We start from the raw sequence: 13094 nt of genomic DNA on the forward strand, positions 1-13094 counted from the left end.
GGATGCTGGCAGGAGCGACCGACAAAAGCCGCGGATTCCGGCATCTGTTCAGTGACCTCATGGTCACCTACGCTCGGGTGGTACCGCTGCAGAATGACATTCGGGACGGCCCATGGCACACAGCGTGGTGATCATCGGAAGCGGGTTCGGCGGGATCGGGATGGCGATCCGGCTGCGGGAGGCCGGCGTCCACGACGTGGTGATCCTGGAGAAGGCCGCGGACCTCGGCGGAACCTGGCGGGACAACACCTATCCGGGGGCGGCCTGCGACGTGCCGTCGCACCTGTACTCGTTCTCGTTCGAGCGCAAGACGGACTGGTCGCGCCGCTTCCCTCCGCAACCGGAGATCCTCGAATACCTGCGGCACTGCGCCCGCAAGTACGGCGTGCTCGGCAGGATCCGGTTCGGCACCGAGGTCACCGAGGCGCGGTTCGACGAGGACGCGGCGCTGTGGCGGGTCTCCACGACGGCCGGTGAGCTGGACGCCCGGGTGCTGATCTCGGCGTGCGGGCAGCTCAACCGGCCCGAGCTGCCGCCGATCGAGGGACGCGAGTCGTTCGCCGGGCCCGCGTTCCACTCGTCCCGCTGGGACCACGGCACCGACCTGCGCGGCAGGCGCGTCGCGGTGATCGGGACGGGGGCGAGCGCGATCCAGATCGTCCCGGAGATCGCGAAGGAGGCGGCGGAGCTGCGGCTGTTCCAGCGGTCCGCGCCGTACGTGATCGACAAGCCGGACCGGCCCTACCGGGCGTGGGAGCGGGCCGTCCTGAGGACCGTGCCCGGAGCGTACGAGCTGAGCCGCGCCCGGATCTACACGATGTTCGAGGCGCGGGCCCTCGGCTTCATCAGGTATCCGCGGCTGATGGGGCTCCTGGAACGCGGCTTCCACCGCCACCTGGCGGAGCAGGTCGGCGATCCCGGGCTGCGCGCCGACCTCGTCCCCGGCTACCGGATGGGATGCAAGCGGATCCTGCTGTCCGGCGACTACTATCCGGCGCTGAACAGGCCGAACGTGGACCTCGTGACCGACCCGGTCGAGCGGATCACGGCGACCGGGATCGCCACCGCGGACCGCGCGTACGAGGTGGACGCCATCGTCTACGCGACCGGGTTCCGGTCCACCGAGTTCCTCTCCCCCATGAAGATCGCCGGGCGGGGCGGGCGCGAGCTGAACGAGGCGTGGCGGGACGGCGCGCAGGCGCATCTCGGCATCACGGTCAGCGGCTTCCCGAACCTGTTCCTGCTCTACGGGCCGTACACCAACCTCGGGCACAACTCGATCATCTACATGCTGGAGTCGCAGTTCCGGTACGTCGCCGGCTGCGTGCGGGCGCTGCGCGACGCCGGGCTCGCCTGGATCGACGTGAAGCCGGACGTCCAGGACGCGTTCACCCGCGAGATGCGGGAGCGGATGCGGGCGACCGTCTGGGAGGCGGGCTGCAAGAGCTGGTACATGACGGCCGACGGCAAGGTCGTGAACAACTGGCCCGGGTACACCTTCGCCTACCGCCGCGCGACCCGCCGTCCCGACCCGCGGGATTTCCGCGCGCGGCACGCTACCGCCCGGTAGCCGGCGCGGCCTAGGCTCGGTGCCATGCCGACCGCCTTCATCACCGGCGCCACCGCGGGGATCGGTGCCGCGTTCGCCCGCCGTCTCGCCTCGGACGGGTTCGACCTGGTCCTGCTGGCCCGGGACGCCGAGCGGCTGGAGCGGACCGCCGCCGGACTGCGCGAACGGTACGCCGTGCACGCCGAGGCGCTGCCCGCCGACCTTTCCACCGAGGAGGGTCTGGCGGCGGCGGAGGAGCGCGTCCGCGAGGACGTCGACCTGCTGGTCAACAACGCCGGGTTCGGCAACAAGGGCGTGTTCCTGGACGTCCCGGTATCGGACGAGCTGACCATGCTGAAGGTGCACTGCGAGGCCGTCCTCCGGCTCACCCACGCCGTCCTGCCCGGGATGCTGGAGCGCGGACGGGGCGGCGTCGTCAACGTCTCGTCGGCCGCGGCGTTCGCGACGCGCGGCACGTACGGGGCGTCCAAGGCGTGGGTGGTGAACTTCAGCCAGGGCGTCGCGGCCGACATCGGGGGGCGGTCGCAGGGCGGGGTCCGAGTGATGGCGCTTTGCCCCGGTTTCGTGCGCACCGAGTTCCACGAGCGGGCCCAGATGGACATGTCGGACGTCCCGGAATTCATGTGGCTCGACAAGGACGACGTGGTCGACGCCGCCCTGCGCGACCTGCGCCGGGGCGTGCGGGTCAGCATCCCGGGCCTGCAGTACAAGGTCGCCGTCGGCGTCGGCCGGCTGCTGCCCCGCTCGCTGGTCGCGCGGCTGTCGTCCACTACGGGCCGTAAATACGAGTGATCGATTAGTCAAGGGTCACGGCCTTGTCACGCGCGGTGCGACAGGGCAAGGTGGCAGATCGAGTCGCTTCGATGGCGCGCCGACGGCTCCTCCCACCCCCCGCCCCCGTCCGCCGAGAGGTCTCACCCGATGGGTCACGACCTGGGCTATGCCGCCCTCGCGCTGATCGCGACCACCGTCTACTACGTCGCCTTCCTCATCTTCCGCATCTCCGCGCGCCGCATGGAGCCGCTCCGGGGAGGCCGTCCGCTCCGCGTCGGCTGGCTCATGATGACCGACCCGGTGTGGCTGGTCGGCGGACTGCTGCTGTTCCTCGGCCTCGGCTACGAGGTGGTGGCGTTCTCCGCCGTCTCGCTCGCCGTCGCGCAGCCGATCTTCGCCGTCAGCCTGGTGTTCCTCGTCGCGTTCGCGGTGCGGTTCCTCGGCGAGCGGCTGAGCGCCCGGGAGTGGGCGAGCGTCGCGCTGTTCGTGCTCGCGACGGTGCTGATCGGGCTGTCCGCCACGTCCGAGGGCGAGCTGCGCGCCGACGCCACGCTCACCGGGACGCTCACCGAGCCGTGGACGATGGCCGCGGTCTGCGCCCCGGCGGTGGTCGTCGCGGCGCTGGTGTGGCTGGTCGGCGACCGCCGCGCGGGCGGCCGGCACGCCCGCAAGCTCGCCGGGGTCGCCTACGGGATCGGCGCGGGCGCGTGCGCCGGGCTGGCCGAGGCCGGGATCCGCGGCATCTCGATCGTCTACGAGGACACCGGGAGCATCCGGGCGGTGATGGAGTCCGCCTACCCGTACCTGACGTTCGTGCTGGCCGCCCTCGCGCTCGCGCAGCTGCAGGTGGCGCTGCAGCGCTGCCGGGTCGCGATCGTCGCGGTCGTGCTGACCGTCATCGGCAGGACGTACCTGCTCGTCAGCAGCACCGTCCTGTTCGACGAGCAGTGGCCGCGGGACACCGTGCCGTTCGCGCTGCGGACGGGCGGCTTCGTGCTCGCGCTGGTCGCGCTGCTGTCGTTCCCCCGTTACGAGCGGTCGGCGCGAGCGGCGCCGGAGGCGGCCGCCGGGAAGGGCGTGCGCGCTCGCTCTTGATCGCTTACATTGCCGCAATGGCCCTTTCCCGCCGCCGGGCCCTCGGCACGGCCCTGCTCTCCTCCGCCGCCCTGCTCGCCGCCTCCCTGCTGCTCCCGCTGCCCGCGGCTCCGGCGAACGCCGTCGTCGGCGGGACCCCGGCGCGGTCCGCGGCGTATCCGTGGCTGGCCGCGGTCGGGTCGCCGGTCTTCTTCGTCCGGCCGTCCGGCCAGTTCTGCGGCGGCGTGCTGATCAAGCCGGACCGGCTCCTCACCGCGGGGCACTGCGTCTCGATGTTCCGCTCGGTGCCGGGCGTCCTGACGGCCACCTTCGGCCGGGACGACCTCACGGGCCGCGGCGGCGAGACGGTCGAGGTGAAGTCCGTCCGCATGCATCCCAAGTACCGGGAGACCTCGTTCGAGGGCGAGACCGTCGGCCACCACGATCTCGCCGTCCTCACGCTGGCGCGCCGCGTGAACCGTCCTGCCGCGCCCCTCGGCACGCCCGGTTCAGCCCGGACCGGGCGGATCGCCGGCTGGGGCTTCACCTCCGAGAACGACCTGCTCAACACGCGTCTGCGGGAGGCCGCCGTGCCGCTTCCGGGCGACGCGGCGTGCGAGCGCGCGTACGGCGACTCGTTCGACCCGTCCGACATGCTGTGCGCCGGATCGGAGAAGGCCGACTCGTGCCAGTTCGACAGCGGCGGCCCGCTGATCGCCCGCGGACGCGTCGTGGGACTGGTGTCCTGGGGCCGCGGCTGCGGCGAGCCGGGCTACCCGGGCGTCTACGCGAGGCTCACCTCCCTGCCCTGATGCGGACCCTGCCCTGATGCGGACGTTGCCGCCCCGCCGTCCCGGCCGGATGCTGACCGTATGCGGGTACTGGTGACGGGGGCGGCGGGATACATCGGATACGCGGTCGCGCGGCGGCTGGCCGCGGCCGGGCACGAGGTGGACGGGCTGGTACGGCGGGACGCCGGCGTGCCGGACGGGGTCCGTCCCGTCCACGGCGACCTCCTCGCCCCGGACACGCTCCCGCGCGGGCGCTACGACGGGGTCTGCCATCTCGCGGCGCTCGCCCGCGTCCGCGAGTCGTTCGGCGCGCCGCTGCGGTACTTCGCCGCGAACGTCCAGGGCACGGTGAACCTGCTGGAGGCGGTGGACACGGACCGGGTCGTGTTCGGGTCGACGGCCGCCGTGTACGGGGCGACCGGGCGGCGGCCGATCCCCGAGAGCGCGGAGACGGCGCCGGCCAGCCCGTACGGTGCGTCGAAGCTCGCCGCCGAGCAGGCCGTCCGCTTCCATGCCCGGACGGGCGCGATCGGCGCGGTCGTGCTGCGCACCTTCAACGTCGCCGGGTCGGTGGACGGCCGGGCCGACCCCGACGAGACCCGGCTGATCCCGAAGGCGCTCGCGGTGGCCGCCGGCCGGGCCCCGCACCTGGAGATCAACGGCGACGGGCTGGCCGTCCGCGAGTTCCTGCACGTGGACGACCTCGCCGCCGCCTACGTCCGGGCACTGGAGGCCGTCCGTCCCGGCGAGGACCGCGTCTACAACACCGGCACCGGCACCGGGACGGCCGTCCGCGACGTGATCGCCGCCGTCGAGAAGGCGACCGGCCGGCCGGTGCCCGTCCGCCGCCGCCCGGCCCGCCCTGAGGCGCCGGTGCTGGTCTGCGACGCCGCCGCCATCCGGGCCGACCTCGGCTGGCGGCCGGAACGCTCCACGCTGCCGGAGATCATCGCCGCCTCCTGGAACGCCCTGACCCGCGAGGACGGATAAACTCGCGCTCGTGCCGGAGCCCAAGTTCGAAGTCCAGATGCTGCACGACCGCGTCATGATCAAGGTCGACAAGGACAGCGGTGAGCGCCGCAGCACCGGCGGCATCGTCATCCCCGCGACGGTCGAGCAGGAGAACCGCCTGGTGTGGGGCGAGGTCTGCGGGGTCGGCCACCACGTGCGGATCGTCAAGCCCGGCGACCGCGTGCTGTTCCACCCCGGCGACCAGTACGAGGTCGAGATCCAGGGCGAGAACTATCTCATCATGCGCGAGCGCGACCTGCACGCCATCGCCAGCGAACGTCCCGAGCACGGCACCGGCCTCTACCTCTGACCGGGCCCCTTCGAGACGCCCCCGCGTGCTCACACCAGGAAGAGCAGCATGGCGGCCACCCCGACATCGACGACGCCGCAGGCTTCGGCGTACGACCGGGACACGACCCTGTCGAGCTTCAGGTGCACGGCGTCCCACACCCCGTGCAGGAACCAGCCCGCCGCCACCAGGTAGCGGCCCAGGTCCGGGTCCACCGCGAGGCCCGCCAACGCGATGGCGCCGAAACCGAGCATCCCCGCGGCCTGGATCCCGAACGAGGCCCTCCCGTCCGGCGCCTCGCCGATGACACCCCAGACGAGCAGGACCAGCGCGACGGCGATGACGACGGTCGACAGCGCCACCACGTCCAGCAGATCGATCACGACGATGGCCGCCACGATGGCGCCGATCACGGGCCAGGACATCGCGGGGCGGCCGATCCGGTTGAGGATCAGGTACTCCAGGGGCAGCAGGAGCACCGCCTCCCCGAACCCGGACACCGCGTCGGCCAGGTCCCCCAGGCCGGCGCTCCAGATGAGCACCACTGACGCCAGGGCCAGCGCGGTCGGCCAGCGCCGCATCAGCGTCCAGAACGGTCCCCGCCGCTCGTGCACTACTTCGGACATGACGCCGCCTTCCGAACATGACAGGTGGTGGTCAATGGGAGTACTCGTCGCGGCGGCGGAGCATGACGACGAACATGAGCGGGAGCATCACCGCGTGCTCAAGCGTCATCATGGAGCCGGCGGAGACGACGTCCAGCCACAGCAGCGGGAACAGCACCGCCAGCGGCGCGAACATCGCCCCGCACATCTCCAGCGAGCCCGCCAGGCCGTGACCGCGCACTCGCATCCAGACGAGCATCCCGGCCGACATGTCGAACGCCATCTCCAGCGACTCCAGTTCGGGGTGACGCTCCATGAACGGCTCCGCCCCGGCGAGCGCGAGGACGCCGCCCACGGCCGCGCCGAAGACGAACATCCCGATCGCCATCGCGATGACCATCTCCACGTAGTGCCGCGCGAAATGTCCCCAGCCGCCGTGGCGGGGCGCGCCGGTTTCGCGGGTCAGCGTGATCTCGCTCCGAGCCTGCACGGGGGTTCTCCCTCCCTTACCGCCGTCGGGCTTTCCGACGTCCTCAGCCTGCGGGAACGCGGAAATCTCCAGTAGTGACGGACCGGTATCTGCGCGCATGACATTTGTCATGCAGATACCGGACAAATGACATCCAGCCGAAATGGGGCGCTGCTGGAACAATGAGCGGCGTGCATGACGGGGCGAACGAGGGCGGAACCGGCCTTGCGGGCTTTCGCCGCTATACCTGGTGGGCGGTGCCGGGCACCAACGTGGGCGTCCTGATCCTGTTCACCGGCGAGTGGATCCTCGACGGCGACGTGCCGGTCCAGCCGCGCCTCTTCAGCGCCGCCGCCCTGGTGGTCGAGGTGACGGCGGTCGTGGCGCTCCTCAACGCGCGGCTGGCGGCCGGCGAGTGCACCGCCCGCCCCCGCCCGCCGGCCGGCTGGCCCGCCGCCGGGGCGCTGGCCGCGATCGTGCTCGCCGTCTGCCCGCTGACCCTGCGCAACTACGGGCTGTGGCCGATGGCGCCCGCCATCATGACGGCGGTCGCCGCGACGTACCTGGACGGCCGTCCCCGGCGGTGGCTGATCATCGGCGCGACGGCCCTCGCGGCGCTGCCGGGCGGCGCCGTCAGCCTGGTCAGCGGGGACGGCCGGCTGGTGTACGCCGCGCTGTTCCCGCCCGGGATCACCGCCTTCGTCGTCTGGGCCATGCTCGGCCCCCTGTGGGCCTGGGACATCACGGGACGGCTGGACCAGGCCCGGCGGTTGTCGGCGGAGCTGGCGGTCAAGGACGAGCGCCTGCGGTTCGCCGCCGACCTCCACGACATCCAGGGCCACCATCTGCAGGTCATCGCGCTGAAGAGCGAGCTGGCCGCCCGGCTCGCCGAGACCGACCCGGCGCGCGCCGCCGCCGAGATGAAGGAGGTGCGGCGGCTGGCCGCCGACGCGCTCCGCGACACCCGCGCCGTGGTGCTGGGCTACCGCCGCACGAGCCTGGACGACGAGATCGCCAACGCCACCCGCGTCCTGGCCTCGGCGGGCATCGACGCCCGCACCACCGCGGACCCCGCCGCCATCGGTGATGCCGCCCGCCACCTGCTCGGACTGGTGATGCGAGAGGCCACCACCAACCTCCTCCGGCACAGCCGCGCACGCCACGCGTCGGTCGACTACCGCGTCACCGGCGGCGTCGCGCGCCTCCGGGTGACCAACGACGGCGCCTTCGAGGTCACCGCCGGCACCACGTCCGGCACCACGTCCGGCACCGGGCTGCGGTCCCTGTCCGGACGGCTGAGAGCGGCGGGCGGCGACCTGACGTGGACCCACGACGGCGGCCGCTTCGAGATCGAGGCGTCCTTGCCCGCGGACGGTCCCGGGAACGAGGAGGGACGATGATCCGCCTGCTGATCGCCGACGACGAGGACCTCCTCCGCAGCGCCCTCGCCTCCCTGCTCGCCCTTGAGGAGGACCTCGCCGTCGTCGCCGAGGCGTCCACCTCCACCGACGCCGTGCGCCTCGCCCGCGAGCACCGCCCGGACATCGCGGTCCTGGACCTGGAGATGCCGCCCGCCGACGGGCTGCGCGCCGCCGAGGAGATCAGGGCGGCGCTGCCGACCCAGGTCGTCCTGGTCACGCGGCACGCCCGCCCCGCCGTGCTCCGCCGCGCCCTCGCCGCCGGCGTCCGCGGCTTCGTCCCCAAGACGACCCCGGCCGCCCGGCTCGCCGAGATCATCCGCGACATCGCCGCGGGCCGCCGCTACGTCGACCCCGACATCGCCGCCTCCGCGCTGACCGAGGACGAGTGCCCCCTCACCGACCGCGAGCTGGAGGTCCTGCGCGCCGCCCGCACCGGTGCCTCCGTCAACGAGATCGCCGCCCAGGTCCACCTGGCGCCGGGGACGGTCCGCAACTACCTCTCCGCGGCCATGGCGAAGCTCCAGGTCTCCACCCGCCACGCCGCCGCCCACCACGCATGGCAGCAGGGCTGGATCTGAGGGGCCTTCACCGTTCGGGGAGGACCAGCGCGCCGTCGAGCCGCCGGGGAAGGCGCCACGGGTCGTTGTCGCGCAGTGGCGGCGGGAGGAGCCGCGGCGGGCAGTTCTGGTAGGCGACCGGGCGGAGGAAGCGCCGGATCGCGTCCGTGCCGACGGAGGTCGTGGCGGGGGCGGTCGTGGCGGGGTAAGGGCCGCCGTGCTGCTGGGCCCAGCCGACGGCGACGCCCGTGGGATAGGAGTCGAAGACCAGGCGGCCGGCCCGGTCGCGGGCCACGGCGGCGAGGCGCGCGGCGAGGCCGGTCTCGCCGGGTTCGCTGTGCAGGGTGACCGTGAGAGTCCCAGGCGTCGAGGCGAGGGCGTCGGCGAGGTCGTCCTCGCCGGTGTACTCCAGGACGACGGTCACCGGGCCGAAGCATTCCTCCAGGAGGAGTTCGGACGAGCCGAGCAGGGAGACCGGGCCCGCCATGAGCCGCGCGGCGGTCTGGCGGCTCTCGCCCGTCCGGCCGGTCGCGACCGTGCGCAGGCCGGGGATGGAGGCGCGGTCGGCCACGCCCTCGGTGAAGGCGGTGCGGATGGAGTCGCCGAGGAGCGTCTGCGGGGCGAGGGCCGTGAAGTGCCCGGCCATCGCTTGGGGCAGGCCGGCCCCGGCGGGGGCGAGGACGAGGCCGGGCTTGACGCAGAACTGGCCCGCGCCGAGCGTCACGGAGTCCGCCAGGCCCTTGGCGATCTCCATCAGCCGGGCCTCGGCCGCGCCGGGCGTCACGACGAGCGGGTTGAGGCTGCCCAGCTCGCCGTAGAACGGGATCGGCTCCGGACGTGCCATGGCCAGGTCGTGCAGGTGACGGCCACCGCGGAGGGAGCCGGTGAAGCCGATCGCGCGCACTCGGCCGTCCTGGACCAGGGCGGTGCCCGCGTCGCGGCCGTGGACGAGCTGGACCACGTCGTCGGGGAGACCCGCCGCGGCGGCGCCCGCGCGGAGCGCGCCGAGGGTCAGGGCCGAGGTCTCCGGGTGGAGCTCGTGGGCCTTGACGACCACGGTGCAGCCCGCGGCAAGGGCGGAGGCGGTGTCGCCGCCTGCGACGCCGAACGCGAACGGGAAGTTGGAGGCGGCGAACACGCCGGCGACACCGAGCGGGACGTTCGTGCGGCGCAGGTCGGGCCGGGGCGGGGTGGCGCCGGGATCGGCGGAGTCGATGCGGACGTCGAGGAAGGAGCCTTCGCGCAGCACCTCGGCGAACAGCCGGCGGCGTATTCACCGCGCTGCCCGCCGGAGCGCGCGTCGATGCTCCGGACGGGCACGGGGGTCCTCCAGGTCAGGTCGGAGGGGGTGCGGACGGCCGGAGGCAGCAGCGGCCCCGCCTCCTCCAGCAGCAGCCGGGCGACCTCGATCGCGCCCGCACCGGTGAAATGGGTGTCGTCGGCGCCGACGGGCCGGAGCCGCCCGCTCCGGAGATCGTCCGTCTGCGGGCCCGGCTCTACGGCGGCCGCGCCTACGCGAGCGAACTGGCCCGCCGGGGCTTCGCCGTGCTGGTCCACGACGTCTTCGCCTGGGGCAGCCGCCGGTTCCCCCTGGAACCCGGTCCGGGCCCGGACGCGAGCGAGCCCGACCGCTACGACCTCGCCGCCCGCGACCACGAGCACGTCCTGGCGAAGGCGTGCACCCTGCTGGGCACCTCGTTCACGGGTGTCCTCGCCTCCGAGGACCTCGCGGCCGCGGCGTACCTGCGCTCCCGGCCCGACATCACCGCCGTCGGCACGATCGGCCTGTCGGGCGGCGGGGCCCGGGCCGCCCTCCTCGGCGCGCTCGATCCGGGGATCGGGGCCGTCGCCGTGGCCGCGATGGTGTCCTCGTTCCGGGATCTCCGCGAAGAGCACGTGGCCGCCCACTCGTGGATGCTCTTCCCGCCGGGCCTGACCCGCCTGGCCGACTGGCCCGGCGTGGTCTCCGCCCACGCACCGGCCCCCCTGATGGTCCTCTACGCCACCGCGGACCCGCTCTTCCCCACCCGGGGCATGCACCGGGCTCACCGCCAGATCACCGAGGCCTACCGGAGGGCGCCGGACCGGTACACGGGAGCCTTCTTCGACGCGCCCCACGTCTTCGACCGTCCCATGCAGGACGCGGCCTTCGCCTGGCTCGCCGACGTCGACACGACGGCGCCCTAGCGGCTCCCGCCTTCCCGTTTTCGCAGGTGGACGGCGGATCCAGAAGTTCTCAGAAAAAGATCCGCGGCCGTGTCGATCCGGGTCGCCTCCCGTTCGACCTAGGGATGAGAGGGTCCGAGAGAGGGGCCCGGACGACACAGGGAGACGGAAGATGAAGTACATGCTGATCATGCGCGCCACCGACGAGGCGTTCGCGGGGATGGGCGAGATCGACTTCACCGAGATGATCGCGACGGTCGGCCGGTACAACCAGGAGCTGATCCGGGCCGGCGTGCTGCTCGCCGCCGAGGGGCTCGACGACGCGGAGGAGGGCGTGGTCGTGGACTACTCTGCCGAGCCGCCGGTGGTGACCGACGGCCCGTACGGGGAGACCAAGGAGCTGTTCGGCGGGTTCTACATCCTCAACGTGGCCTCCAAGGAGGAGGCCGTCGAGTGGGCGAAGCGGTCGCCGATGACCGGCCCGGGGTTCAAGACCGAGATCCGCCGGGTCACCACGATCGACGAGTTCCCGCAGGACAACGAGTGGATCCAGAAGGAGCGGGCGTGGCGCGAGGCCACCGGTCAGCTCTGATGCCCGACTCCACCGGCCGGGCGGCCGTCGCCGCCGTCTGGAAGATCGAGTCCGCGCGGATCGTCGGTGCGCTCGCCCGGTACACCGGCGATTTCGCGCTGGCCGAGGACCTCGCCCAGGAGGCGCTGGCCGAGGCCCTGGTGACCTGGCCGCGCGACGGCGTGCCGCGCAACCCCGCGGGGTGGCTGCTCACCGTCGGCCGGCGCCGCGCGATCGACGCCTACCGGCGGCGCGCCGCCCGCGACGAGAGGTACGCCGCCCTCGCCCATGACCTGGGCGAGGGCGGCGTGGCCTCCGGCCGCGCCCCCTCCGATCCGGCCCGGGAGGACGACGACGTGCTGTGGGATCCGGACCAGATCGACGACGACGTCCTCGCGCTGATGTTCGTCTCCTGCCACCCCGTGCTGTCGCGGGAGGCGAGGGTGGCGCTCACCCTGCGGGTCGTCGGCGGCCTGACCAGCGACGAGATCGCCAAGGCGGTCCTGGTCCCGACCGCCACCGTGCAGGCCCGCATCACCCGGGCGAAGAAGACCCTGGGCGCGGCCCGGGTGCCGTTCGAGGTGCCGCCGCCAGGGGAGCGGGCCGGGCGGCTCGGCCCGGTCCTCAGCGTCATCTACCTGATCTTCACCGAGGGGTCCTCGGCCAGCTCCGGCGACAGGCTGATCCGGTTCGACCTCGCCGGCGAGGCGCAGCGCCTCGCGCGGGTGCTGAGCCGGCTGATGCCGGACGAGCCCGAGGTCCACGGCCTGCTCGCGCTGCTGGAGCTGACCGCGGCGCGCTTCCCCGCCCGGACCGGCCCGGACGGCGAGCCGGTGCTGCTGGAACAGCAGGACCGGAGCCGCTGGGACCGCGCCGCGATCCGCCGCGGACGAGCCGCTCTCACCCGCGCGGAACGGGCCGGGCGCGGCCTCGGCGCCTACGGCCTCCAGGCCGCGATCGCCGAATGCCACTCCGTCGCCGCTTCCGTCGACGAGACCGACTGGGACCGCATCGTCCTCATCTACGAGGCCCTCGGCCGCCTGGCGCCGTCCCCGGTGGTCGACCTCAACCGCGCGGTGGCGGTCTCCATGGCCCAGGGACCGGCCGCGGCCCTGCCCATCGTGGACGCGCTCGTGGCCGCCAAGGCGCTCCATGACTCGCACCTTCTGCCGACCGTCCGCGGCGAGCTGCTCACCCGCCTCGGACGCACCGGCGAGGCGCGCACCGAACTGGAACGCGCACTGCGGCTCTGCGGCAACACGCGGGAGCGGACCGTTCTGGAGCGCAAGCTCGCCGCGCTCTGACCTCCGGGCGCACGAGGATCAGGTGTCGGGTTCGAGCAGGAAGACGGGCCTGTCTCCAGCTGGCCGGTCCCGACCGAAGGCGTCCCGGACGAACGGCACGATGCCGAACTTTCGGCGATAGGCGGCGAGGATCGGCTCCACGCGCTCGTCGTCGATCTCGGTGAGCCGCACCCGGCGGAACCGTCGCCCGCGGCCGACCTCGGCTCGGCCGTCGGCGCGGACGTTGTGGACCCAGTGCGTTTCGCCGAAGGGCGAGACGAGCCACTGCCTCCCGTCCAGCTTCAGCAGGGCGACGGGAGTGGTGCGGGGCATGCCGCTGCGCCGGCCGCGCGTGCGCAGCAGGACCAGCGGGCCCATCGGGAGTCCCCAGGCGAGCATCCGGGACGGCACGCGGTTCATCCGCGCCAGTCTCGGCGGAAGATCGGCGGTCATGTCATCACTCCGTCACGGTGTCGCGGACACATAAGTGGTGGAACTTCCTCCATTTGACTG

The 13094-nt window shown here is 73.2% G+C and carries 15 protein-coding genes; 11 read left to right on the plus strand and 4 right to left on the minus strand.

Annotated elements, in window-relative coordinates:
• Positions 1 to 112 precede the first annotated feature (112 nt).
• From ACQPZP_RS29280 to ACQPZP_RS29305, 6 genes are all read left to right on the plus strand, one after another.
• Positions 113 to 1570 (plus strand): flavin-containing monooxygenase, encoded by a 1458-nt coding sequence (locus ACQPZP_RS29280; protein WP_433472949.1) that lies wholly within the window; start codon positions 113 to 115, stop codon positions 1568 to 1570.
• Positions 1571 to 1594: 24 nt separating this feature from the next.
• A complete protein-coding gene (locus ACQPZP_RS29285) occupies positions 1595 to 2362 on the plus strand; it encodes an SDR family NAD(P)-dependent oxidoreductase (RefSeq protein WP_433472950.1) in 768 nt (255 codons plus the stop codon).
• A gap of 129 nt (positions 2363 to 2491) precedes the next feature.
• A complete protein-coding gene (locus ACQPZP_RS29290) occupies positions 2492 to 3439 on the plus strand; it encodes a DMT family transporter (RefSeq protein WP_433472951.1) in 948 nt (315 codons plus the stop codon).
• Positions 3440 to 3456: 17 nt separating this feature from the next.
• Positions 3457 to 4230, plus strand: coding sequence for a serine protease (locus ACQPZP_RS29295; RefSeq protein WP_433472952.1), 774 nt, complete (start codon positions 3457 to 3459; stop codon positions 4228 to 4230).
• A 60-nt stretch (positions 4231 to 4290) separates the two neighbouring features.
• Complete coding sequence (locus ACQPZP_RS29300; RefSeq protein WP_433472953.1) at positions 4291 to 5199, plus strand: NAD-dependent epimerase/dehydratase family protein; 909 nt, start codon at positions 4291 to 4293, stop codon at positions 5197 to 5199.
• A gap of 10 nt (positions 5200 to 5209) precedes the next feature.
• Entirely contained in the window at positions 5210 to 5530 is a 321-nt protein-coding gene (locus tag ACQPZP_RS29305) for a GroES family chaperonin (protein ID WP_433472954.1), read from the plus strand.
• Between the two features lie 29 nt (positions 5531 to 5559).
• On the opposite strand, the gene ACQPZP_RS29310 is transcribed toward ACQPZP_RS29305, so the two are convergent.
• Entirely contained in the window at positions 5560 to 6135 is a 576-nt protein-coding gene (locus ACQPZP_RS29310; RefSeq protein WP_433472955.1) for a hypothetical protein, read from the minus strand.
• Positions 6136 to 6166: 31 nt separating this feature from the next.
• On the minus strand, positions 6167 to 6604 hold the full coding sequence (locus ACQPZP_RS29315) for a hypothetical protein (protein WP_433472956.1): 438 nt from the start codon (positions 6602 to 6604) through the stop codon (positions 6167 to 6169).
• A gap of 161 nt (positions 6605 to 6765) precedes the next feature.
• On the opposite strand from ACQPZP_RS29315, the gene ACQPZP_RS29320 reads away from it, so the two are divergent.
• The gene (locus ACQPZP_RS29320) at positions 6766 to 7983 is read left to right on the plus strand and encodes a histidine kinase (RefSeq protein ID WP_433472957.1); all 1218 of its coding nucleotides are present in this window, start codon (positions 6766 to 6768) and stop codon (positions 7981 to 7983) included.
• On the plus strand, positions 7980 to 8582 hold the full coding sequence (locus ACQPZP_RS29325) for a response regulator transcription factor (protein ID WP_433472958.1): 603 nt from the start codon (positions 7980 to 7982) through the stop codon (positions 8580 to 8582). The genes ACQPZP_RS29320 and ACQPZP_RS29325 overlap by 4 nt, the downstream gene beginning before the upstream one ends.
• Before the next feature lie 7 nt (positions 8583 to 8589).
• Here ACQPZP_RS29325 and ACQPZP_RS29330 read toward each other — a convergent pair whose 3' ends face one another.
• A complete protein-coding gene (locus tag ACQPZP_RS29330; RefSeq protein ID WP_433472959.1) occupies positions 8590 to 9810 on the minus strand; it encodes an aldehyde dehydrogenase family protein in 1221 nt (406 codons plus the stop codon).
• A 179-nt stretch (positions 9811 to 9989) separates the two neighbouring features.
• Here ACQPZP_RS29330 and ACQPZP_RS29335 point away from each other — a divergent pair, with 179 nt between their 5' ends.
• The 3 genes from ACQPZP_RS29335 (at position 9990) to ACQPZP_RS29345 (ending at position 12602) form a co-directional block, all read left to right on the plus strand.
• Positions 9990 to 10748 carry a hypothetical protein gene (locus ACQPZP_RS29335; protein ID WP_433472960.1) on the plus strand — a complete coding sequence of 253 codons (759 nt, stop codon included), beginning with the start codon at positions 9990 to 9992 and terminating at the stop codon, positions 10746 to 10748.
• A gap of 151 nt (positions 10749 to 10899) precedes the next feature.
• A complete protein-coding gene (locus tag ACQPZP_RS29340) occupies positions 10900 to 11319 on the plus strand; it encodes a YciI family protein (protein ID WP_433472961.1) in 420 nt (139 codons plus the stop codon).
• The gene (locus ACQPZP_RS29345) at positions 11319 to 12602 is read left to right on the plus strand and encodes an RNA polymerase sigma factor (RefSeq protein ID WP_433479691.1); all 1284 of its coding nucleotides are present in this window, start codon (positions 11319 to 11321) and stop codon (positions 12600 to 12602) included. Before ACQPZP_RS29340 ends, ACQPZP_RS29345 begins: the two co-directional genes overlap by 1 nt.
• An 18-nt stretch (positions 12603 to 12620) precedes the next feature.
• Here ACQPZP_RS29345 and ACQPZP_RS29350 read toward each other — a convergent pair whose 3' ends face one another.
• Positions 12621 to 13034 carry a nitroreductase family deazaflavin-dependent oxidoreductase gene (locus tag ACQPZP_RS29350; protein ID WP_433472962.1) on the minus strand — a complete coding sequence of 138 codons (414 nt, stop codon included), beginning with the start codon at positions 13032 to 13034 and terminating at the stop codon, positions 12621 to 12623.
• Positions 13035 to 13094 lie beyond the last annotated feature (60 nt).

The sequence above is a fragment of the Spirillospora sp. CA-142024 genome, from assembly GCF_050942325.1.
In the GTDB taxonomy this organism is placed as follows: Bacteria; Actinomycetota; Actinomycetes; order Streptosporangiales; family Streptosporangiaceae; genus Spirillospora.